Below are 22,396 nucleotides of genomic sequence, written 5' to 3' on the forward strand. Positions count from 1 at the left end.
TATCGTGACAACCTATCGATAGTCCACATCATTATTTGCACTCAATTTGTCCTTTTTATTCTTAAAATAATAGGAAATATAGCATACGGCTAAAAATCCTAAACCCACTAGTAAACCGACTAATTGGGTCGGATCAAAGGCCAAGAATATTAAGATTGAAACGCAGAATACGATACAAATAATTGGTATTAATGGATAAAATGGGACTTTATATTGTAAATCCTCTAATTTCCCGCCATCTTGCAGGTATTTCCTCCGAAACAACAACTGTGAAAGGGCAATGCCGATCCACGAAATCGTAACAGAAATGCCGGCAATCGACATTAACAATACAAACACTGTGTCGGCTGCAATGAAGCTAGTTAGCAAGGATAATAGAGAAAAAACCATCGTAAATACTAGAGCAGCAAATGGAACCTTGCGTTTTGATAGCTTTCCAAACCGTTTTGGAGCCATTCCATCTTGCGCCATCGCCCATAGTAAACGGGTCGACGCGTAAATACATGAGTTTCCAACCGATAATATTGCTGTCAGTATAACAAAGTTCATAATATCTGGTGCGAAAGGAATACCTGCCATATCCATAAGGGTTACGAATGGACTTTCCAATAATCCCAGTTCCTTAGATGGGAAAATGGCGGATAATATAACAATAGAAGCTAGATAAAAGACGATAATTCTAAAAAGGACGTTTCGAATGGCTCGGGGAATATTCTTTTCCGGCTCCTCGCTTTCCCCAGCAGCAATTCCAATCAATTCAGATCCTTGATAGGAAAAGATAACATTCATCATCGTAACAAAAAGGATGACAAAACCTGCAGGGAACAATCCAGATGGTGCTAAGTTTTCTAAAAATGGCGCGGGACGGTCGGCCAATGGAATGATTCCAAAAATAGCAGCGAAACCAATAATAATAAAGAAAATAACAGCAACCACTTTAATACCTGCAAACCAATATTCTGCCTCTGCGAATCCTCTGGTTGTAAGAGCATTGAGGACAAATAACAGGGCGATGAAAACAGCACACCATATCCAGACTGAAACATCAGGAAACCACCGTTTCATTAGGATTCCTGCCGCGGTAAATTCAACCCCAGCCGTTGTGGCTGAACCAACGAAATACATCCATCCTAACGAAAATCCAGCGGAAGGACTAATAAATTTACTTGCATATGTTTGAAATGAGCCTGTTACAGGCATGTGGACAGCCAGTTCCCCTAGGCACACCATGACCAAGTATAAAATGATCCCGCCAAATAAATAACCTAATAATGCACCACCAGCTCCGGCCTGATTAATGGTATAGCCAGCATTTAAAAACAACCCTGTTCCTATGACTCCACCTAACGAAAGCATAAACAAATGACGACGTTTCATTGATCGATTTAATTGATTCTGCTGACCCTCTCGTTCAACCATCTCCCACACACCCCTTTTCTATTAGCAGTCTCCAATGTTCCTAAAAACGTAGTGATAAACAGCTTAAGCCGCCATCTAATTTACGAAATTCAGACATGTCGACCTCAATCGTCCGAAAACCAGCCTCCTTCATTTTTTGCTTCGTTTGAGGAAAACCTGCTGGAATGATGACATAGTCATTCACACGAATACAATTCGCTGCATATTCCTCTTCCGGTGGAACGATAATTTTTGTATAGGAATTAAAATCTGGATGATCAATAAATTCACCTGCGACAACAATTGTACGATTTCCAAGATAAGAAATACCTGTTTTAAGGTGGAAAAACTTTTCTAGTTGAACAATAGTCGCCTGGTAATGTTCCAATTCAAGAATTTGCTTTAATTGTTCAGCTCCTTCCAAATTTGTCCTTTCAGAAAGTCCTATATAAAAATGATTATCAATTTGTAAAATATCGCCGCCGTCAAGGGTTCCTGGTGACTTGATATAATAGATGTTTTCATAATGGGATTTTATTGTCGGCTCCATCTCAAAAATTTCCCCGTTACGTGAAGGGGCCCCTGGGTTTGAAATAACCGCAAACTCAGGTGTCAGCACTGCCGTGTCTTCTACAAAGGTAGAGTCTGGGAAATCCTCATGATTAGGCAGGACGGTTACTTCTACCCCACAGGTTTTTAGTGCATCAATATAAGCTTTATGCTGTTCGAGTGCCTTTTCTAAAATAGGACTCCCTAGATCAGAAGTCGTTAAGCCATGGATGAAGCTTTCTCCAGGTGTTTTGACAATTGTAGTTTTAAACATATTTTTTCCTCCTTCAATTATGTACGGATAACAGGACAAGTGAGACAGGTGGGACCACCTGTACCTAAATAAGAGATTTCATTTCCTTCATATTCATAGACGGTTGCCCCCGCTTCCATTAATTTTTGCTTAGTGTAAGGGCTTCCAGAAACTATCATACAAATTCGCGGTGCTAAGGCAAGGACATTACAGCCTAGTCGATGATATTCTTCGTCGGGAACTTCAATTAATTCAAAGCCACGCTTGATTAGCATTTGTCTTAAGAAGACTGGCATTAATCTCGAATAAACAACAGCCAGGTTATCATCTACGATACTAATAAAAGACATAAGATGTAGACATTCGTCCACACCTTGGTCATGAGGAAGTTGAACAACGATACATTCGTCCACTAAACCTTTAGTAATTTCCTTGATTTGGCGGATCGCTTCATCATTCGTTCGATAGCCACGGCCAATTAACAGTGTGCGATCATCCAGCCAAACAAGATCTCCCCCGTCAGCTACTGCTTCACCAGTAAGTTCACCTAATATAGGAATTTCCTTTTCTATTAAAAATTGTTTATACACCTCGGCTTCCGGCTGTCGTAATTTTTTCCCTGATTTTAAAATAATTGCACCCTTTTTCGTAAATTTAACGGGATCATGGGCATAGAGAGAATCTAATCCTACACGTTCTGACGCGGGTAAAAATTCAATATGGTCCACATGCTGTTTAATAATAGAAAGAAACTGTTCAAATTCATGCTGTGCTTTTGAAAAATCAGGTTCATGAATATAGTTGAATTTTTCCCATTCCTTTTTTAAATGTTCTTGATTAATAAAGGCTTCATTTGGGTGTTTAACAATAACGGTGTTAAGTTTTTTATACATAGATGATGCCAAAGCATTTCCTCCCTTCGCTTTTCCGTATAGTGGAATTCATTTCCCCTGACAGGAAAACTTATAATATGATATTATAGTAGTAATAATTTCATGTCAATATATTTTGAATTTACTGATTAATAATTATTAATATTTTTACTGATACCTAATTTAAATAGGAGATGAAGATATGCAAACGATCGATCGAGCCATGCAGGTGATCAAAGTCCTTGTTGGAAATGAAACAAAGAAATGGTTTTCAATTACTGATTTATCTAAGGAGTGTGACTTACCCGTAAGTACAATGCATCGTCTTTTACAATCAATGAAGCAGCATGGACTGATACAACAGGATCCAAATTTAAAACATTATTCAATGGGGAACACCTGGTTAGAATACGGCTTACAGATGTATGATACCTTTGATTTTGTAGGGTTAATTCGCCCCGAGATGGAAAAATTAATGCTTGAGGTAGAAGAGAGTATTTATTTCAGTAAACCAATGGGGCTAGAATCATTAATCGTTGAGAGAATTGACTGCCAGCAAAATCCGATCCGTATATATGATCAACTAGGATTACGTATTCCACTTAACATTGGAGCAGCAAATAAAGTCATGTTAGCCCATATGCCCTCAATTGAAAGGCAAAAAATCGTAAATGAACTAGTAGCTGAAGAAGATAGAGATACTTTTTTAACTGTATTAAATCAAATAGTGAAAGAGGGCTATGGGGAGAGTCATGGGGAGAGAACGAAAGGCACATCATCAGTAGCTGCCCCTATTTTTAACCAAATAAATGAACTAATTGGCGCTATTAGTATTGGTTATGTCAATTTCAACATAACGGAAGAACGAAAAAACTTCCTAATCGAGAGAGTCATCGCGTACGGAAAGCAAATTTCCACCAAACTTCGATTCAAATAGGTTCCGTCTTTACAGCAGGAGTCTGAAATAGATTATTGGGGGATTCGAACTAAAAAGGACGGTGTCAGGCACCACTTGTGGACATTTGTCCACGAGTGGTGCCTGACACTGTTTTCTGATAGTATTTTGAATAGAATTATATTTTCATATGGATATGAATAGAGGATTGAGGGACACAGTTTATGTTGAGGAACAAGAATGTTTGGATTTTGTTAACAGGGGAATTTATCGCCGGCCTCGGTTTGTGGCTCGGCATTATTGGTAATTTAGAATTCTTGCAAGAAAAACTGCCATCGGACTTTTTAAAATCGCTCCTTCTGGCTGCGGGACTGCTTGCTGGGATTGCAGTTGGGCCCTATGCTGGCAAACTTACCGATCAAGCAAGTAAAAAAACAGTAATGTTATTAGCAGGATTTGTAAGGGCTATCAGTGTTATTTTTATGTTAATTGCGATTGCAACAGGCTCCATCTGGTGGATGGTTGTCTTTCTAGTTCTGCTGCAGATTTCAGCTGCTTTTTATTTTCCCGCCCTTCAAGCAGCACTGCCGCTGATTGTCGCAGAAAAGGATTTGCTCCAATTAAATGGTGTTCATATGAATGTATCGACCTTGTCGCGCATTGTTGGAACAGCCGTAGCCGGAATTTTGTTAGTTGTCCTGCCCTTATCGATGCTTTACGTCAGTTCGCTTGTAGCGTATATCGGACTATTTATCCTTACTTGGTTCTTGAATATAGATGAATCAAAGGATCAACAGACTGCAAAGAAAGGCCCATCAGAAAAAACAAGTTTTAAAGACGTTTTTCCGATTATTAAAGATCTGCCGATTGTCTTTATGACGCTGATCATGACACTGGTTCCCGTCCTGTTTCTCGGCGGCTTTAACCTTGTCGTCATTAACATTAGTGAACTCCAGGATAGTTCAGCCATAAAAGGCTGGATCTACACGGCAGAGGGTATTTCCTTTATGATTGGGGCTTTTTTCATTAAATTAATTAGTGACCGAACTTCACCTTACATCATCTTGTTTGCCTGTTCCTTTTTGATTGGTGCATCCCAGTTGCTTCTTTATTTAGCTGATATACCGTTAGTGACTATCGTTGCTTTTGCATTATTTGGATTTTCTGTCGGCTGCTTTTTCCCAACGGCTGCCACCATTTTCCAAACAAAGGTACCGAAAGATTTTCACGGACGATTCTTTTCTTTCCGGAATATGCTTGACCGGATTACCTATCAGATTGTCCTGCTCATTAGCGGCTTCTTCCTCGACCTAATCGGCCTGCAGCTGATGTGCGTCCTTTTCGGAGGTTTATCAATCATTATGACAATAGTCTTCTATTCAAGACACAGATACCTTCAAACCCGGACCCGAACAGCAAAACAAGATAGCTAATTACAAAAAGGCATCATCCAAATTGGATGATGCCTTTTTGTCCACTCCACGCGGGCAAATGTCCACGAATGATGCCTGACACCACTTTTTTGACACCACTTTTTGACTTCCTCTTTAAAGTGACACCAGCTCAAAAGTGGGTGGTCGAGTAAATCGGCTTGAGTTCTTTTTCGGGTTCTATGTAGGCTTTGGCGCTATTGACGGCGGTGGGTCCTTCTGAGAATCCGCCTGCGATTAGGTGTAATTTATTTGGGTAGTTTGCGACGTCGCCAGCGGCGAAAATTCCTTCGATGTTGGTTTGCATCCTGTTGTCTACTTTGAGGTTTCCATATTCGAATTCTAAACCCCATCCCTTGATCGGACCCAGATCAATACAAAAGCCATGATTGACAAGGACTTCGTCTACTTCAATCACCTGAGTCTCGTTAGTTTCGATGTTTTTGACGTAAACACTCTCAATTCGATCATTCTCCCCATGTAAGGCGTCTAAAACATGTGGGGTTAGGATTGTCGCTGTTGATTTACGCAAATTACTTATATTTCGCTCCAGTCCTGAAAATTCATGTCTGCGATGCACCACTGTAATATGTTTGGCAATCGGCAGCAGCTCGTTGGCCCAATCAACGGCCGAATTGCCGCCGCCGGAAATGAGCACATGTTTATCTCTGTAATCATTTAGTCTTTCTACCCCATAACGTAAGTTCCGTCCTTCATATTTCTCAGCATTTTCTACGTCAAGTTTTGCACTTTTCAACGTCCCGAAACCTGTTGCTAGAATAATAGTACGTGTATGATGCTTCTCACCGTTATGACTTGTTATAAGAAAAGTCCCATCTTCTAATCTTTCCAAACCGACAACTTGTTGATTCAAAACAATCGTCGGGTTAAAGGTTTGTGCCTGATCCGCCAACTGTTTGATTAGATTTTCTCCTGAAATAGCCGGAATCCCGCCAATATCTCGGACGACTTTTTCGGGATAGAAGTAGGAAACCTTTCCGCCTAAGTATGGAAGAAATTCTATTACTTTCGTTTCCATCTCTCTCATCCCACAATAAAATGCGGTGAATAAGCCAATTGGACCACCGCCGATAATGGTTACATCATAAATTTTCATATCATTCCCCATCCAATCCCGCTTTTAACTAGAAATTCATGACTTTTCGTTTGTCGAAACTATGATCTTTCTGTATTAAATCATAGCAAAGACATACCGGTTTTTTCGTCCGTGGATCGTTTACAATTTCTGCGTCGATTTGAAACACAGTTTTTAAAACTTCCGGGGTCATCACTTCTTCTGCCGTTCCCTCTTTGACCTTTTTACCAGCACGGAGGGCAACCATATGATGGGAAAAACGCGACGCATGATTTAAATCGTGAATGACCATAACAATTGTCCGCCTTTGTTCCTTATTCAATTTTTCAAGCAGCTGTAAAATCTCCAGCTGATGTGCCATATCGAGGTACGTTGTTGGCTCATCTAGCAGCAATAGGTCGGTTTCTTGTGCGATTGCCATTGCAATCCATGCGCGCTGGCGTTGTCCACCAGATAGTGCATCGACAGGATGGTCAGCGAATAATGTAAGCCCGGTAACCTCTAAAGCCCAATCAATCATTTTGCGATCATTATCCGACAGCCTGCCGAAGCCGCTTTGATGCGGGGAACGACCAAAGGAAATCAATTCATAGACGGTTAAACCATTCGGGGCTTCAGGACTTTGCGGGAGGACAGCCATTTTCTTTGCAATTTCCTTTGTTGGGACTTTGTGAATCATCTTTCCATCTAAATAGATAATTCCAGATTTAGCTGCATGGACACGGGCTAATGTTTTTAAAATGGTAGATTTCCCGCAGCCATTGGCGCCGATAATAGTGGTAATTTCCCCCTTTTTTATCTGTAAATTCAAGTTTTCAACGATCGTCTTGTCTCCATAGCCTATCTGAAGATTCTCGGTAGAAAGTGAAACCACAATCCGTTCCCCCTTATTTTGCTTTCATTAGTAAAAAGATAAAATATGGTGCACTAAATATTGCTACAACAATTCCAACCGGTATTTGTGTTGGCGCGAGAAGGTTTCTGCCAATCGTGTCTGCCAATAAAAGCAGGAACGATCCTAACACTGCAGTTATTGGCAGAAATAGTTGGTGCTTTGGCCCAATTAATCTTTTGGCAATATGAGGTGCTACTAATCCAAGAAAAGCAATTCCTCCCCCAGCCGCCACACTAAAACCTGCGAGTGCTACTGCTGCTAAAAGCAATAGCCGTCTTTCCTTCTCTACCCGAATGCCGAGACCCGTCGCGACTTGATCACCTAAATTCAAGATATTTAGGGTGTGTGCTTTATATAAGGCACAAGGAAGCAGGAGCAGGATTAAGGGTGCAAGAATGGAAACAAATTTCCAATTAGCTCCCCATATATCACCTGATAGCCATACAGCCGCCTGCATAAAGTCCTGTGGATTCATTTTTAATTGAAAAATAACAATCGCGGCGCCAAAGCCAGAATTCACACCAATTCCTACTAAAATTAATCGGACCGGGTCAATTCCTTTTTTCCATGCCAATACATAAATCAGGAACGCCGTAATTACCGCACCTACTAAGGCGAATAGCGGCATTAAAAAGATGCCAAACGTACTCACACTGTTCATAGAGCCTTGAAAGAAGTAGATAAATAGGATGACCATGAACCCTGCACCTGTATTAATTCCTAAAATCCCAGGGTCCGCTAAATCATTTTTTGTCACACCTTGCAAAATGGCCCCAGAGACCGCTAATCCCGCACCAATTAATAATGACAGAATCATTCTCGGCAGCCTAAAGTCAACTAAAACGAGTTGATCCCGGGCTGTCCCCATCCCAAGTAATGTCTTAAACACGTCCAGTGGGGCAATCCGGACCACACCAAGGTTTAAGCTTATGATGAATGTGATAATAGTTAGGATAAATAATAGGCTAATTACGACGATAAATTTTTTCTGTTTTGCTCTCCATTGAGTCATCATAGCCCTCTCCTTTCCCCTCGAGCTAGGTATAAGAAAAAGGGAACACCGATGATGGCCGTTATGGCTCCGACCGGAGTTTCAAACGGGGCATTCACCATTCTTGCTGCAATATCGGCTAGGACAAGTAACAGCCCACCTAATACAGCAGAAATTGGTATAATCCAGCGGTAATCGGACCCAATTATAAAACGTGTAATATGTGGAATCACTAGGCCAATAAAACCAATTGCGCCAGCAACGGAGACTGCCGCACCAGTTAGTACCAATACAACAATCACGCCCAGAGATTTTACTAAAAGTGTATTTTGACCAAGCCCTTTTGACACTTCTTCACCTAAGCTAAGAATGGTGATCGACTTTGAGATGTACAGGGCGAGCAATAGCCCAAGTCCACCAGAGATGAGTAAAATCTTAACGGAACCCCAAGAGGTTGTCGTTAATCCTCCTGCATACCAGAAACTCATGTCCTTTGCGACTTGTGTATGTAGAGCAATGGCGCTTGAGAACGCACTGAGCATTGAGCCCACGGCAACCCCGGCAAGTGCAAGTTTTACTGGTGTCAATCCTCCTTTTGAAAAAGCTCCGATTGTAAAAACAAGGATAACACCAAGTCCCGCTCCAATAAAGGAAGAAAAGGTTAGGCCCAACATGGTTGCAGTCGGAAAAAAAGCAAGCGTGATGACTAACGCAAACGCAGCCCCATCCGTTACGCCCATGATGGATGGAGATGCAAGCGGATTCCGTGTCAAACCTTGCATCAAGGCACCTGAAACGGCAAGTAATGCTCCGACTAAAACGGCTCCTATCGCCCTCGGCATGCGGATTTCTTGGATGATTTGATGGGAAGTAAGATCAGGATTAAAATGTGACACAGCCTCCCACACCGTTGCCAGCTTGATATCCGCTGCACCGTAGGCAATGGATAAACCCATCGAGATTAAGATTAATATCAATCCCACGATTAATATCAATGTTGCTTTAATGGCTGTTTTTAATCTATTTTTATGAAGTTCTAATGAGTCTCCGTTTTGTTGCTTTGCATTTCCATTCAACTATTACACCTCTTCTAGATAAAAAAGAACATTTAGGTATCTTACTAAATTGACAAAGTATAATTGAATCGCTTAAAAAGGAATGAGAATCATTATCATTAAGTATAAATATTTACCCTTGATTTTTCAATATAATAATAGGATAAAAAGGGTTTCCATAAATATCCTTCAAATTCCCTTCACAAATTAGCGCCGATCCACTTGTTTTGTTTATTGACATCATAAATGAAAATGATTATCATTACCATTATAACAGGTATTCACTATCTTAGGAGGTTAAATATGCTTAAAAAGCGCTTTTATTTATCTTTTACTCTATTACTGATGTTATTTTTGGTAAGTGCTTGCAGTAATTCCGATAATTCATATACGGACAATAAAACAGAGAATAAAAATACCGAGGTAAAATTAACGGATGCGATGGGTGAAGTGGTTATACCGGCTAATCCTAAACGAATCATCGCTCCTTATTTAGAGGATTCATTAGTAGCATTAGGAGTCAGACCAGCAGCTCAATGGTCCATCGGTGACACGGTTTTAGATTATTTGCAGCCCGAGTTAAAAGACGTTCCCAAAATCGGCTGGGACCTTCCGCTGGAACAGGCAATCAATAACAACCCTGATTTAATTATTTTCAGTTCGCAATCTTCCATCCAAAAAGGGCAATATGAGGAGTATAAAAAAATTGCTCCTACCTATGTCTATAAGGACGAGGTAAGTGCCGATTGGCGTAAACAACTGACTCAAATGGGTGAGATTTTAAGTAAACAGGATGAAGCCAAAGAAGCCCTAGCGAATTACGATACCAAAGTCGCTGATGCAAAAGCGAAAGTCCACGATTCAATTGGGGATGAATCTGCGGCAATCCTTTGGGTAATGGCAGATAAGTTTTACTTGATGGAAAACAATCGTTTCAGTGCAAACGTTCTTTACGGCGATCTAGGCATTAAGCAGCCGGCTTTCGTAGAAGGTCTTGGCGGAGCTGCCGTTCAATGGGATCCAATTGCTCTTGAGAAATTGCCAGAAATCAAAGCAGATCATATCTTCCTTGTCAGCAAAAAAGGAGAACCTGGCCTAGACTTATTAGCGAAGAGTTCCATCTGGAATGGTCTCGATGCGGTAAAAAATGGACATGTTTACGAAATGAACGATCCAAGTAACTGGACAATCAATGGTTTAATCGCTAGTGAAAAAACAATTGACGAAGTGGTAAAATCCCTTAAAAAATAATGGCTAAAATTTCGAAATGCGTCATCCTATTTTTAGGATGACGCCTTTTCATCAATATAGCTTATGATACGGCAGGGTGTGTCCATTTGAAGGTCATTAACGTTGATTAATTCTTTCTCATTATAGAAGACCAACTAAGCTGGTGTGTTATTAAGTCTATTACTGCTACTAGGATTTAATCAAACGTTTGATTAGTTTTTTCACTTTTCTTAACAAGCCAGATGTATTATGGCTTGAACACGATTTAATCAATCATTTGATTAGTTTTTCCACTTTGCTTTGAAAGCCCAATGTACCATAGCTTCAATTCAATTTAATCAAACGTCTGATTAGTTTTCCACTTTGCTTAAATACTCAAATGAACGTCTGTGGCCAGATCCTATTTATAATCAATCGTTTGATTAGTTTTCCCACTTTGCTTAAAAAACCAAATGTATCATGGCCTTGACACGATTAATCAATCGTTTGATTAGTTTTTCCACTTAGCTTAAAAAAAAGATCTATCATGTCTTTAATTCGATTTAATCAAACGTTTAATTAGTTTTTGCATTTCCCTTAAAAAATTAAATCTATCATGGCCTCAACTTCATTTAATCAAACGCTTGATTAGTTTTTTCATTTTCATTAAAAAGACCAGATCTGCCATGGTCCCAGTCCCATCTAATCAAACGTTTGATTAGTTTTTTGCCAACTGTAAAAATCAAAATAGCCCTTTACCAGTGTGAAGCACTGGGTGTCAGGCACCACTCGTGGACAAATGTCCACGAGCGGTGCCTGACACCTTTTTTGATATCAACAACAAACTTAAATGTAAAATAGTATCAATTGTTGTTTTTGTAACTAAAGTAGTCAAAATCTGCATGCAGGTTTTGGCCTGATGTGTCTTGGCATTGCATGCCTACAAATGCGCCGGTGAAGAAGCCGCCGCCTTGAATATAATCGTCCGACAACTTGTAGGAGTGGAATGTTACTGGAATCACTGACCAGTTCTCACCATCAAAGGAGAAGGAGTATTGGTATACATCCGTCTTCACATCCACACGAAGATACACATATTCAACATCCTCTGGAATGACAATTTCTTGACCTTGAAGCGGTTGGTCAAAGGTAAAATTGTCACAGGTCATGAGTTCTAGGATTCTCCCTTTGTCCTCGTTCCAGGTGACCTGACATGATGTCCAGTTCTGTGTATTATAGTAATTCACCAGGCCTGCAGATTGCTGGAAGGTATTCGGGGTAAAGGCAACTTTTGTCTCCGCGCTAAAGGTAAAATGCTGCCAACGTCTTGCCACAAATGCTTGTGTGAATTTAGAAGTTAACGATTCTTTCCCATACAGGCGCAAGTGGCCAGGGTTATCTTTTAATGAAACAATTTTTTCCCCTAATGGGATCCGTAAGCTCTGAAAATGAGGGTTCAACATTTCTGTATCAAATTCGTCTTTCTCAGGGAAGTCCCTGTCCCACTTCACTTCGTCCACCCTTGGCCCTTCTATCTCAACAGATGGCTGGTTTCCTCCGACAACGTATGGCCAATCATTTTTCCACTCTAGTCTTTGGATCGCAGTTTCCCTTCCAAGTGGACAGTAGCCCCGAGGTTCTAACAAAGGCTGTCCTTCTCTGGACAATGGTCTCCCAGTTAAATGAACAAGGAACCACTCACCTGTATGGGTATGTACAATCGAAGCATGACCTGCTTTTTGAAGAGGAATCCTCGGGACATGGAACGACGTGATCAGCGGGTTCTCCGGATGCACTTCGTATGGACCCCTCAGTTGTTTAGAGCGCGCAATGGTTGCTTGGTGATCAAATTTCGTGCCGCCTTCAGCTGTTAATAGATAATAATAGTCGCCAATTTTATATAAATGCGGCGCCTCCGTTAGTTTAATATCTGTTCCTTTAAAAATAATTTCAGCCTTACCAATTAGCTTTTGTTCAACCGGACTGTATTCCTGAAGTGAAATCCCGTAAAAATTGTGATGACCCATACGATGATCCCAATTCATGTTGACCAAATATTTTTTACCATCTTCATCATGGAATAATGAGGGATCAAAGCCTGAGCTATTCAAATAAATTGGGTCTGACCACTCGCCATCAATCGTTTCACAGGTAGCAAGGTAATTATGGCAATCCTTCCATTGACCTTCAACCACCTTTACATCCGTATAAATCAGCCAGAACTGACCATCACGGTAGGTTAGTGCCGGTGCCCATATTCCTCCCGAATCCGGATTCCCCATCATATTCAACTGGCTTAACCGGTTTAGCGGCCTCGCTGCTAATCGCCAGTTTTTTAGATCCTTTGAATGGTAAATCCCCACCCCTGGGAACCATTCAAATGTCGACACCGCAATATAATAATCTTCGCCAACCCGGCAAATACACGGATCTGGATTGAAACCCGTTAAAATTGGATTTTGAATTATAGCCATTTTTTACACTCCTGTTCATCAACTAATATTCATGCTCATTTTTGTACCTGTTTCTTAATGACATGAGGAATGCGCCATTTTTCTTTAGGTTGGAAGAGCTGCTGCAAATCTAGTGTCTAGCCCCCACCCGGTTAAAGCAATAATTCCCTCCAAACATCAGTATCCAAGCAATCGTTGCAGCACTAAAAAATGGGATGAAGCTTGTTTGGTACAAATTCAAGAAAATGATTGCTGCTGAAGCTGCCAGCATCAAAACGGTCATGTGGAAATTAAGTACGCTTAAGAAAAAGGCATTTTTTATATAATCCAAAGTTTTTAATTCAAAATGGACATAGACTGGAAATATATAAACAAGGGTAAGTACATAAAATCCTGTGATCATCAGTAATGGGATGAACAAGGTAAATTGGAGCGCTCCTCCTACTGTTCTCAAGTAAAGAAAGTCAAAAATGATAAATGCCCCACTCAATCCGATATATATACCCAATCCATTTGATTTTTTGAATTCTTGTCTGTACACGGAAAGAAACGTTTTCCAAATGGGGAGGTCGGTTTCTTTCAACTGCCATTTTCGGACGATCGTAAAAAGAGCCACCGTTGCCGGCATGATTCCCAGGAGAACCAATCCTGCCAGGGAAAAGAAAAACCATAATAGATTCACGTATGCAAGCCTCATGATCCACTCACAAAAAGTGAACAGTTTCCCCATCGTTTTTCCATATTGCACGGTTTTTCACCTCTAATCCCAAGTTTCCCTCAATACCTTCTATCCTATTTTCATAAGTTGCTAGATTTTAATAAATCACCCTTTAACTGAACCCGAAGCAATTCCTTCGACAATTCGGTTGCTCAAGATTAAGAATGCAATCAGAATTGGCAGTATACTAATAACAAGTGTTGCACCAATTGCACCCCAGTCCGTTGTATATTGACCGATAAAGTTCTGAATTCCAACTGTCAGCGTTTTAAAGCTGTCTGAACTAATAAATGTGTTGACGAAAACAAATTCATTCCAGTTGTAAATCATGTTAATAATCGCTGCCGTTGCAATAACTGGTGCAGTCATTGGCAGGGTAATCCGGAAAAATATATGATTAATCGAAGCTCCGTCCATTACAGCAGCCTCTTCTACCTCTCGTGGCAGTGCCTCATAAAATCCAAGCAATATCATAATTGTGATCGGCAGATTAAAGGCAGTATAGGCGAAGATGACGGAAAGTGGATTATCAATCAGGTTTATTTTTGTAAAAGTATTGAATAAAGGAATCAGTGTGGAATGGACCGGAATCATTAGTCCAACCATGAATAAGCCCAAAACCAATTTACTGCCCTTCCAGTTCATTCTCGTAAGGGCGAATGTTACCATACTTGCTAAAATAACAGTCAATACAACCGCTACTACCGTGTAGGTGATACTGTTGAAAAAGTATTGGCTAATGTTCCCCTCTGTCCAAACCTTTTGGTAATTCTCCCACTTTGGCTGTGCTGGCAAGGAAAAGGGGGCCATATTAAAAACTTCTTGGTTATTTTTCAATGAGAAAAGAAATAACCAGATGATCGGAAAGATTTGAAAAATTGCTACGATAATAAGGAATAGGTACATAATTCCATAGGCTGCGCGATTAAGGAATGGGTTCTTCGCTAGATTCAATTTTTCCTTATTTATGATTACCGGAGATCCAGTCGTTTTCACCGTATTCACCTAAATCCCCCCTCTTTTAATAAATATCGTCATTCTGTGTGGTAAGTTTCCTTATGATATACGTAACAACTAAACAGATGATTAATAAAAAGAAACCAATAGCACTTCCGTACCCAAAGTCAAAGCCCTTAAATGCTTTATGGTACATATATGAGGCCATAACCTCACTGGAATTGTTTGGACCTCCATCAGTCATGACATAAATCAAGTCGAAATATTTCAATGATCCGACAACCGCAAGAACAATCGTTACCTTGATTACATTCATGATTAATGGAATTTTTATTTTTAATGCAATTTGAAGTGGCGTAGCGCCATCAATTCTCGCAGCTTCTTCAAGGGAATCCGGGATGTTTTTCAATGCTGCATAATAGATCAAAATATAAAAGCCTGCATATTGCCAGATAATCGGAACGATAATTGCGTATAGCGCGATACCTGGTTCAGCTAGCCATGCGGGTGGATTTTCAACCCCAAGTGAAACCAGAACACTATTTAGAATTCCATTTGTAGGATGGTAAATTTTCAGCCAGAGTTGCGCAATGGCAACAGATGCAAGCAGCATGGGAATCAGATAGATTTTTCTAAGCAAATCTGCTCCTTTTATTTTGCCTGCCAATATCATCGAGATGAATAAATAACCAATCAAGCTAAGTGTTGAAAAAACTGCCAATATTAAGGAGTGGTAGGCACTCTTCCAAAACAAGGAATCCTGTATCAGATGGGCATAATTTTTTAAGCCAATGAATTCCATCTCTCCGATTCCATTCCATTTCATTAAGCCATAATATCCGGTTTGGACAATGGGGACATAAATCAAGGCAAGGATAAGAAAAAGCGCTGGTGCGATATACAGAGCAACTATCTTTTTATTGGACATAACTCTATTCATTACGATTCAACTCCTTTGCAAACAGGATAAAAATGAAGGGGCACATACCAAAAGTAAAGATATATGCCCCTTTTTTCTAAGTTGCGATTATTTGCCTTCGTCAGCCTTTAACGCATCTTCGTGTTGTTTAGCAAAATCTTTTGGATTCACTTCGTTCCCGAACAGTGATTGAATTAGATTCAAATGTGTTTCAGCAACAGATGCACTCATTTGAACATCTGCGAATAATGTTAGATTGCTAGCTTTATTCAATTCGTTTAATACATCAATATAAAGTTGTGGTAATTTAACTTTGGCAGTATCAACTTTAGTAGCTGGAATTACACCTGCTTTTTCAACAGATTGCTCTCCCCATTTTTCAACAAAGAATTTAACAAATTCTTTTGCTTCAGGCTTAACCTTTGAGTTTTCAGATACAAACAAGCCGACCCCAGGACCGCCAACCCAGCTGTCGATGTTACCTTTACCGCCTTCAACTGTTGGGAATTTAAAGAATCCAACATTGTCACGGAATGCTTGTGGAATTTCTTCATTTGTCGTGAAGTTCGGGAGTTCCCATGTCCCCATCAGGTACATAGCAGCTCTTCCATTTAAGAATTCTGATTTTCCTTCATCATTAGACAAACCATTAAATCCTTTATTGAATGCATTTTCTTTTACAAGTTTTTGAATTTCATCTGCAGCTGCTACTAAGGCAGGATCTTCAAATGAACCAGTACGATCGATTGCTTTGTTTAAAACCTCAGAACCACCTAAACGGTCTGCAAGGTACATATACCATAGAGATCCAGTCCAACGATCTTTATTTCCAAGTGCAATTGGTGCTACACCTTTACTAGCAATTGTTTTCACAACATTTGTAAATTCACTGTAAGTTTGAGGTACTTCGAGATTAAATTTTTTGAAGATTTCTTTATTGTAATAAATAGGAGCGATGTTTAATTCTAGTGGAAGACCATAAGTTTTGCCGTCTAACGCATATGCTTCTGTTGTTCCACTAACGAAAGAATCTTTCAAACCGCCAGATAATACATCATCAAGTGGTGAAAAAAGCTTTCCTTTAACGAAAGGAGTCATATATCCAGCTGCCCATGTAAAACCTACATCTGGAAGCTCGTTAGATGAGGAAAGAACTTTCATTTTGTTCTTGTATTGTTCATTTTCAAGTACTTCAACCTCAATTTTTACATCCTTATGATTTGCCTCGTATTGCTTGATAATATCTGACACGATCAAGTTTTGTTGTTTGGAGCTTCCGGCAGGCCAAAGGTGCATGAATTTAATCGTTTTCTTGGAACTGCTCTCATTGCTTGCCTTGTCGGAACCACTGCAGCCAGCAAGACCAGCTGTAAGAAGAAGTGCAAGAACTAGCAACAATGTATACGCTTTCTTAAACATTTCAAAACCCCCAGTGAATTGTTTTCGCTTACATACTGAATTTTAGCACTAATAAAAAATCACGGTAAGGTAACCGCGATTGGGGGAAATTCCACTATTTTTGGATAGGTGCTTCGTCAAGGACAGCCACTTTTCTGTATTTGCTTGGTGTAATTCCCTCATAATCCTTAAAGATTTTAATGAAATACTTAGCTGTCTGATAGCCTGCCTGCTGGGCGATATCTTCGACATGTGAATCCGTGGTCAATAACAGGTTTTTGGCCATTTGCAGCCTTTTTCTCGTCAAGTATTCACTAAATGTCAAACGGGTTTGTTCTTTAAACAAAACACTGAAATAACTGGCATTTAAATGGACAGTATTAGCCACTTCCTTTAAGCTGACCTGCCTATTTAAATTTTTATTTATGTATGTAATTGCATCTTTTATTAGAGAATTCGAGAGGTCTTTCCTAGCATCCACATTCAGCAGCTTTTGATCGGCAACTTTTTCTAGATGGTCTGCCCTTTCGATGTTAGCTTCTGTTTCCAATGCCTGCTCAACTGCTTCAATTAGCTTTTGTTTACTTAACGGCTTCAGGAGATAATTAATTACTCCCAGACGAATTGCTTCCTGAGCATATTCAAAATCAGGATGTCCAGAAATAATCATCACAACGGGCTTATATCCTCTATCCTTAATGTTTTTCAACAGTTTCAAACCATCCATCTCAGGCATGCAAACATCTGTGATTAGAAGGTGAATTTTATGTTTGCCAAAAAGCTCATATGCCTCAGGTCCATCAGTGGCACTTATTATTTCATATTTTCCCGCGGACCATATTTCCAGTGTTTTTTTCAAGCCTTGTCTTGTTGTTTGCTCATCATCGACGATTAAAATAGTCTTGGTAGACATCTGTTATTTACCTCCTCAGCTCTGGAATTTCAAATGTAACCTTTGTACCCTCGCCTTGTTTACTATCTAGGTATAGATGCTTCAAATCGTATTGATCATAATAAAGTCGAATTCTTTTATTCACATTGGTAAGAGCCATCCCCATTCCTTTAATGGAAGACTCACCATCCATTTCTATCGCGTGATTAATTTGTGAAAGCATTTCCGCCTCCATTCCTGAACCATTGTCCTTTACGGTTATCGTGATATTTGAGGGGTCGTCCACTTTTTCAACATGGATAAAGACGGCACCTTGCTTTCTCTTTTTCTCAATTCCATGGATTATTGCATTTTCAACTAAAGGCTGAATGATAAGCTTTGGTATTTTTATATCTATGTATTCTGGCCGCACAGATATTGACCATATCAATCGGTCACCCAGCCTCATTTTCATCAGCTGTAAATAGCGTTCAATATGTTCAAGTTCATCGTGAATGGTTACCCATTCGCCACTATTTTTGTTTCCAATTGTATAGCGGAAAAGCTCTGACATCGCAATGACTGTCCCAGCCAAATCCTCTTCTCCCTTTTCTTCTAATGACCAGTAAAGGGCATTTAATGTATTGTAAAGAAAATGGGGATCGATTTGGGATTGAAGCGCTTTCAATTCAGTCCTACTCCGCAACAGTTCCTTTTCATACACCTCTTGTATTAGGTGATTCGTGTTTTCGACCATTTGGTTGTACGTATTATTAAGTTCAATAATTTCCAACGATGCGGAACTTCCAGGATTTATCCTTAATTCATCCAATTTAGCTTTCTTCATTGTATTGGTTAGTCGCTTAATTGGCCTCGTGATCATCGTCGCCAAAAAAATAGAAGAGACAAAGAAAATGATATATCCGATTACACCTGATAGTAAAATAAGGGAACGTACCGCTGAAACACGTTCTGAAAGGAAACTCGTCGGCTTTAGGATAACCAATGTCCAGCCCGTCAGTTTAGATGATTCCTTTACTATCATGAACTCTTTTTTATTAATGGTAACGGCTTGTTGTCCTTCTAGAAGCATATTCTGAATATCAATTCCATAATTATTAGTAATTGGAGCTAAGTCTCGATCAAGGAGCATCATATACCCCTCTTCTCCATGTTCCTCTATGTTCTCTTTTACTTGAAAATAGCTGTTAGTGATCCGAACAACCAAATATCCCCCGTTTGAAAACCAACGGTCTATTAAACTCACTCTTCTAATGGCATAAGAATAATTGGTATTGGCCGGGTCTTTTCCAACCCATACTAATCGTCCTTTTTCTTTATCCGCTACCTCTATCCATCTCGGTTGAATGCGGTTAGATAAGTGCTTATTATCAAAGGGATAAATTCTTTTCCCCTTAGATGTAAATAGTTCAAAGTTGGAAATCCCATCCGAGTAGGCGTAGAAATTATTGATGACTTTGATTAACGATTGCTGCTTGGCAAAATCCATGATATCCCCGTCAACGATCCCTAACAGTACCTGCTGGACGGTACCATTCGTCGCCAATTGGTTCGACAGTGTGTCCACTTGTCTATATAATGTTTCCATTCTTCCATTTGCTTCAACTGCTGTTTGCTGAATTTGTTCCTCTGCATTGTCCTTCATTAAAGTTCCAACCTGGTTGTATACCATAATGGAAACAATCGAAAGAACAATCATCATAACAAACAAAAAAACAGCTAGAATCTGATTACGCAGGGTATTTAAGCTTCTCAATCGTGACCTGATGATTGTAATCACCCATTCTGTAATAACTTCTATCAATATATAAATCCATTATTCCTGAATTATATCAAAATGCCCTTTTAAATTATATGTATAACATCCGAATAATCTAAAAGTTTCGTATCAAGCAATTTCTTCGAAAAAAGGTGTCACAAAAAAAGGGTGTCAGGCACCGCTAAAAGACAAATGTCCACTAGCGGTGCCTGACACCCTTTTTTTGTTTATAACTTGATAGCCTTAGGAAACACGTTTTAAATGTTTAAATTGCCCTTTTGATAGGACGGTTTTTTCTAGTCGGTGGGCCATGATTCCGGCAAGGACGGCTAAAATTATGTCTTTTGGAAGTGGAACAACCATCCATAACCAGGCCACTTTATAGGTGAATCCTTCTGGTGCTGCTGCCCAAAGCTTATAAGCAAAGTACATCCAATTTGTACCGAAGAAGTAGTTTACAACCATTCCAATTAAGGAGGCGATGATAAAGGCTGCGACAGTTTTCTTTTTCTCAACGATTTTTCCAATGATAAACGCTGTAAAAATATACGATAGAATAAAGCCGAAGGTAGGACTAAAAATTGTGGATGGGCCTGCCCCAAATTTAGCAAAAACAGGAACGCCCACAAAGCCAACTAGCATATAAACCGTCATCGCTATGGATCCTAACCGGCTCCCTAATATAGCCCCAGCCAAGATAGCAAAGAAGGTTTGGAGTGTAATTGGAACTCCTCCCACCACCATAAAAGGTACAAAGGATGTTATGTTTGCCCCAATCGCCATCAACGCCACAAACATCCCCACTAGTGTTATATCCAACGCTCTTAATTTTGTCTTCATTCTCCCACCCCAATATTTATTGTTATAATATTAAAATATATAGTTAACCGCTGTATTGTCAACATAATTTTAATTTAAGTTAACATTAGTAATACAAGAAGGTGTCAGGCACCGAGAAAGACCAATGTCCTCTCCACGTGGACAAAAGACAGTTTCGTCCACATGTGGCGCCTAACACCAACTTTTACTTGGTTGTGATATCGGTCAGGACGGCATAGCCGTTGTTTACTTTTAGTTTGGCTAGTATTTCTCCTTTAGCAGAGGCTTTTTCCCATTCTGCCCCGGTGTTGTCCTCTAGGAAGTATTTATCCAGATTGTACTCAATGATGGCAATTTCTTGTCCTTGGTTGTCTTTATCAATATAGTTTATTGTTCCTTTTAGGAATATTCCGTTATCGGGTTTTTCAAGGCTGACTTTAATGGGGGTGTGGACTCCGTTCTTTTTCGCCATCAGGACGTATACGTCGAACTGTCCCCCCTTGTTCTGCAATCTTGTGACCACTGCTTTTTCCAACAATGAAATCGGGACCTCTTCAGCTTCATATTGAAGGGTCACATAATCGCCTCTAAAAGGATCGGATGGGTCCACCGGTTTCGTTTGGAGAATCATTTCCTCCCCCGTTAACATGGTATAGAGGGGCGCGAAGCACATGCCTAACAGAATAAGCACCGGCACCGAACAAGCCAAAACTAACTGCTTTGCTCGCTTATTCATGCACACTCACCCCTTTTTTCCTTTGTTTTTCAAAATAAAAACCGAAACCTAGGAGCAGGAATCCTCCAATAATAAATACGAACGATTTTGGCAAGAATTCAAAGGATAAATCCAAGTAAAAACGGAAGATCATCACGCATAAAATAATGATACTGAGCAAACTTCCTTTTTTAATTAGGTACAAAACATAGAGCACATAGATGACCGAAAAAGGAATATACATCCAATCCATTGGCCAGGTATCTTCAAAAGATAACAATAGCGCTGCGGCACCATGAACGATGTATCCCAAGACAACGTAAATGTCTCTAATTTTCCCTCTTGAGAGGACTAGAGCCACGCCTATGACCAAATAGATTAATCCATACACGTAAGGAAAATCAGTATAATCATAGCGGTTGACAAAAAAGCTAATGACCGTCCCGATAAATGCTAGTGACAGCAGGCCCGTGATAAAGCCAGTGGCTTTTGAAAAACCTATTTTTTCATTAAGTAAATAAATGGCGGCAATCCAAAGCAGTGTCCAATACGGGATATTTACCCCTTCGAGATATTGTCCATCCAGCATGTATTTGAGGACAAAAAGGGATGATGCTAGTAGGATCCATTTATCCCGTAATACCCATGCTAATGGCAAAATGCCAAGCGACCACCATAAAAAAGCATTTTGTGAATTTGTTCCGAGATGAAACATTTGCTCCACAAGAAAAATCCCCGCCCCGAACACAAGAACACCTACATAATAAAGGCTTTTAGATGTCTTTGGATAGTTCCTTTCCATTTTAAATCCTGCAAGATTACTGGCAACGAACAACGCGATGATTAATAGGAGCTTCGCTGTTTTTCCAATCTCATCCCAATTACTCGCGATAAAACTGAGTACCCCCGCGCCAATCAAAATAGAACCCACATACAAAAGTGTTTTTGTAAAAGAAAGTCTCTGTACCTCGTAAATCTCATCTATTTCATTGGCCTTTCCTACAGGCAGAATCTCTGAATCTTCTAAGAACCTTAGCTCCCGCTTCAAAAAATTTAATTCATGCTGTTTTACAATCCGTTTCACCATCTATCCCACCCCTTTAACATCTATTTATTTGGGACT

20 protein-coding genes are annotated in these 22,396 nt (G+C 39.9%); 3 read left to right on the forward strand and 17 right to left on the reverse strand.

Annotated features, from left to right (window positions below; all coding sequences use genetic code 11):
• Positions 1-12: 12 nt before the first annotated feature.
• Genes ACSU6B_RS09765 through ACSU6B_RS09775 form a run of 3 tightly spaced genes read right to left on the reverse strand, consistent with a single transcriptional unit; the run spans position 13 to position 3,093 of the window.
• The gene (locus tag ACSU6B_RS09765; protein WP_410884751.1) at positions 13-1,419 is read right to left on the reverse strand and encodes an amino acid permease; all 1,407 of its coding nucleotides are present in this window, start codon (positions 1,417-1,419) and stop codon (positions 13-15) included.
• Positions 1,420-1,459: 40 nt separating this feature from the next.
• On the reverse strand, positions 1,460-2,221 hold the full coding sequence (locus tag ACSU6B_RS09770; protein ID WP_410884753.1) for a dimethylarginine dimethylaminohydrolase family protein: 762 nt from the start codon (positions 2,219-2,221) through the stop codon (positions 1,460-1,462).
• A gap of 17 nt (positions 2,222-2,238) precedes the next feature.
• Positions 2,239-3,093, reverse strand: a complete 855-nt coding sequence (locus tag ACSU6B_RS09775; protein WP_410884910.1) for a dimethylarginine dimethylaminohydrolase family protein — start codon at positions 3,091-3,093, stop codon at positions 2,239-2,241.
• 181 nt (positions 3,094-3,274) lie between these two features.
• Between ACSU6B_RS09775 and ACSU6B_RS09780 the strand changes: the two genes are divergently transcribed.
• On the forward strand, positions 3,275-4,009 hold the full coding sequence (locus tag ACSU6B_RS09780; RefSeq protein ID WP_215011449.1) for an IclR family transcriptional regulator: 735 nt from the start codon (positions 3,275-3,277) through the stop codon (positions 4,007-4,009).
• Positions 4,010-4,191: 182 nt separating this feature from the next.
• Positions 4,192-5,400, forward strand: coding sequence for an MFS transporter (locus tag ACSU6B_RS09785; protein ID WP_410884756.1), 1,209 nt, complete (start codon positions 4,192-4,194; stop codon positions 5,398-5,400).
• 130 nt (positions 5,401-5,530) lie between these two features.
• On the opposite strand, the gene ACSU6B_RS09790 is transcribed toward ACSU6B_RS09785, so the two are convergent.
• Genes ACSU6B_RS09790 through ACSU6B_RS09805 form a run of 4 tightly spaced genes read right to left on the reverse strand, consistent with a single transcriptional unit; the run spans position 5,531 to position 9,386 of the window.
• Positions 5,531-6,526 (reverse strand): NAD(P)/FAD-dependent oxidoreductase, encoded by a 996-nt coding sequence (locus tag ACSU6B_RS09790; RefSeq protein ID WP_410884758.1) that lies wholly within the window; start codon positions 6,524-6,526, stop codon positions 5,531-5,533.
• A gap of 16 nt (positions 6,527-6,542) precedes the next feature.
• Positions 6,543-7,367: an ABC transporter ATP-binding protein gene (locus ACSU6B_RS09795; RefSeq protein ID WP_410884760.1), complete on the reverse strand. Its 825-nt coding sequence runs from the start codon at positions 7,365-7,367 to the stop codon at positions 6,543-6,545.
• A gap of 13 nt (positions 7,368-7,380) precedes the next feature.
• Positions 7,381-8,400, reverse strand: a complete 1,020-nt coding sequence (locus tag ACSU6B_RS09800; protein ID WP_410884912.1) for a FecCD family ABC transporter permease — start codon at positions 8,398-8,400, stop codon at positions 7,381-7,383.
• On the reverse strand, positions 8,400-9,386 hold the full coding sequence (locus ACSU6B_RS09805; protein WP_410884914.1) for a FecCD family ABC transporter permease: 987 nt from the start codon (positions 9,384-9,386) through the stop codon (positions 8,400-8,402). The genes ACSU6B_RS09800 and ACSU6B_RS09805 overlap by 1 nt, the downstream gene beginning before the upstream one ends.
• A gap of 351 nt (positions 9,387-9,737) precedes the next feature.
• On the opposite strand from ACSU6B_RS09805, the gene ACSU6B_RS09810 reads away from it, so the two are divergent.
• Positions 9,738-10,685, forward strand: a complete 948-nt coding sequence (locus tag ACSU6B_RS09810) for an iron-hydroxamate ABC transporter substrate-binding protein (protein WP_410884762.1) — start codon at positions 9,738-9,740, stop codon at positions 10,683-10,685.
• An 821-nt stretch (positions 10,686-11,506) separates the two neighbouring features.
• On the opposite strand, the gene ACSU6B_RS09815 is transcribed toward ACSU6B_RS09810, so the two are convergent.
• The 10 genes from ACSU6B_RS09815 to ACSU6B_RS09860 all read right to left on the reverse strand — a co-directional run bounded on the left by ACSU6B_RS09815 (position 11,507) and on the right by ACSU6B_RS09860 (position 22,360).
• Positions 11,507-13,117 (reverse strand): glycoside hydrolase family 43 protein, encoded by a 1,611-nt coding sequence (locus ACSU6B_RS09815; protein ID WP_410884764.1) that lies wholly within the window; start codon positions 13,115-13,117, stop codon positions 11,507-11,509.
• Between the two features lie 109 nt (positions 13,118-13,226).
• The gene (locus ACSU6B_RS09820) at positions 13,227-13,844 is read right to left on the reverse strand and encodes a YesL family protein (RefSeq protein ID WP_410884766.1); all 618 of its coding nucleotides are present in this window, start codon (positions 13,842-13,844) and stop codon (positions 13,227-13,229) included.
• Positions 13,845-13,919: 75 nt separating this feature from the next.
• The gene (locus tag ACSU6B_RS09825; protein ID WP_410884916.1) at positions 13,920-14,768 is read right to left on the reverse strand and encodes a carbohydrate ABC transporter permease; all 849 of its coding nucleotides are present in this window, start codon (positions 14,766-14,768) and stop codon (positions 13,920-13,922) included.
• A 67-nt stretch (positions 14,769-14,835) separates the two neighbouring features.
• The gene (locus tag ACSU6B_RS09830; RefSeq protein ID WP_410884768.1) at positions 14,836-15,711 is read right to left on the reverse strand and encodes a carbohydrate ABC transporter permease; all 876 of its coding nucleotides are present in this window, start codon (positions 15,709-15,711) and stop codon (positions 14,836-14,838) included.
• A gap of 87 nt (positions 15,712-15,798) precedes the next feature.
• A complete protein-coding gene (locus ACSU6B_RS09835; protein WP_410884770.1) occupies positions 15,799-17,109 on the reverse strand; it encodes an extracellular solute-binding protein in 1,311 nt (436 codons plus the stop codon).
• Between the two features lie 94 nt (positions 17,110-17,203).
• Complete coding sequence (locus ACSU6B_RS09840; RefSeq protein WP_410884772.1) at positions 17,204-18,001, reverse strand: response regulator transcription factor; 798 nt, start codon at positions 17,999-18,001, stop codon at positions 17,204-17,206.
• Between the two features lie 7 nt (positions 18,002-18,008).
• A complete protein-coding gene (locus tag ACSU6B_RS09845; protein ID WP_410884774.1) occupies positions 18,009-19,784 on the reverse strand; it encodes a sensor histidine kinase in 1,776 nt (591 codons plus the stop codon).
• Positions 19,785-19,982: 198 nt separating this feature from the next.
• A complete protein-coding gene (locus ACSU6B_RS09850) occupies positions 19,983-20,579 on the reverse strand; it encodes a biotin transporter BioY (protein WP_410884776.1) in 597 nt (198 codons plus the stop codon).
• Between the two features lie 184 nt (positions 20,580-20,763).
• Complete coding sequence (locus tag ACSU6B_RS09855) at positions 20,764-21,294, reverse strand: GDYXXLXY domain-containing protein (RefSeq protein WP_410884777.1); 531 nt, start codon at positions 21,292-21,294, stop codon at positions 20,764-20,766.
• Positions 21,287-22,360, reverse strand: coding sequence for a DUF2157 domain-containing protein (locus tag ACSU6B_RS09860; RefSeq protein WP_410884779.1), 1,074 nt, complete (start codon positions 22,358-22,360; stop codon positions 21,287-21,289). Before ACSU6B_RS09860 ends, ACSU6B_RS09855 begins: the two co-directional genes overlap by 8 nt.
• Positions 22,361-22,396: the final 36 nt, after the last annotated feature.

The sequence above is a fragment of the Neobacillus sp. C211 genome, from assembly GCF_051842875.1.
In the GTDB taxonomy this organism is placed as follows: Bacteria; Bacillota; Bacilli; order Bacillales; family Cytobacillaceae; genus Neobacillus.

Bases quoted from the DNA above. Each gene is read 5' to 3' on its own strand.
- ACSU6B_RS09765 (WP_410884751.1), bottom strand. From the start codon at position 1,419: ATGGTTGAACGAGAGGGTCAGCAGAATCAATTAAATCGATCAATGAAA.
- ACSU6B_RS09770 (WP_410884753.1), bottom strand. From the start codon at position 2,221: ATGTTTAAAACTACAATTGTCAAAACACCTGGAGAAAGCTTCATCCAT.
- ACSU6B_RS09775 (WP_410884910.1), bottom strand. From the start codon at position 3,093: ATGTATAAAAAACTTAACACCGTTATTGTTAAACACCCAAATGAAGCC.
- ACSU6B_RS09780 (WP_215011449.1), top strand. From the start codon at position 3,275: ATGCAAACGATCGATCGAGCCATGCAGGTGATCAAAGTCCTTGTTGGA.
- ACSU6B_RS09785 (WP_410884756.1), top strand. From the start codon at position 4,192: ATGTTGAGGAACAAGAATGTTTGGATTTTGTTAACAGGGGAATTTATC.
- ACSU6B_RS09790 (WP_410884758.1), bottom strand. From the start codon at position 6,526: ATGGGGAATGATATGAAAATTTATGATGTAACCATTATCGGCGGTGGT.
- ACSU6B_RS09800 (WP_410884912.1), bottom strand. From the start codon at position 8,400: ATGACTCAATGGAGAGCAAAACAGAAAAAATTTATCGTCGTAATTAGC.
- ACSU6B_RS09810 (WP_410884762.1), top strand. From the start codon at position 9,738: ATGCTTAAAAAGCGCTTTTATTTATCTTTTACTCTATTACTGATGTTA.
- ACSU6B_RS09815 (WP_410884764.1), bottom strand. From the start codon at position 13,117: ATGGCTATAATTCAAAATCCAATTTTAACGGGTTTCAATCCAGATCCG.
- ACSU6B_RS09830 (WP_410884768.1), bottom strand. From the start codon at position 15,711: ATGAATAGAGTTATGTCCAATAAAAAGATAGTTGCTCTGTATATCGCA.
- ACSU6B_RS09835 (WP_410884770.1), bottom strand. From the start codon at position 17,109: ATGTTTAAGAAAGCGTATACATTGTTGCTAGTTCTTGCACTTCTTCTT.
- ACSU6B_RS09840 (WP_410884772.1), bottom strand. From the start codon at position 18,001: ATGTCTACCAAGACTATTTTAATCGTCGATGATGAGCAAACAACAAGA.
- ACSU6B_RS09850 (WP_410884776.1), bottom strand. From the start codon at position 20,579: ATGAAGACAAAATTAAGAGCGTTGGATATAACACTAGTGGGGATGTTT.
- ACSU6B_RS09855 (WP_410884777.1), bottom strand. From the start codon at position 21,294: ATGAATAAGCGAGCAAAGCAGTTAGTTTTGGCTTGTTCGGTGCCGGTG.
- ACSU6B_RS09860 (WP_410884779.1), bottom strand. From the start codon at position 22,360: ATGGTGAAACGGATTGTAAAACAGCATGAATTAAATTTTTTGAAGCGG.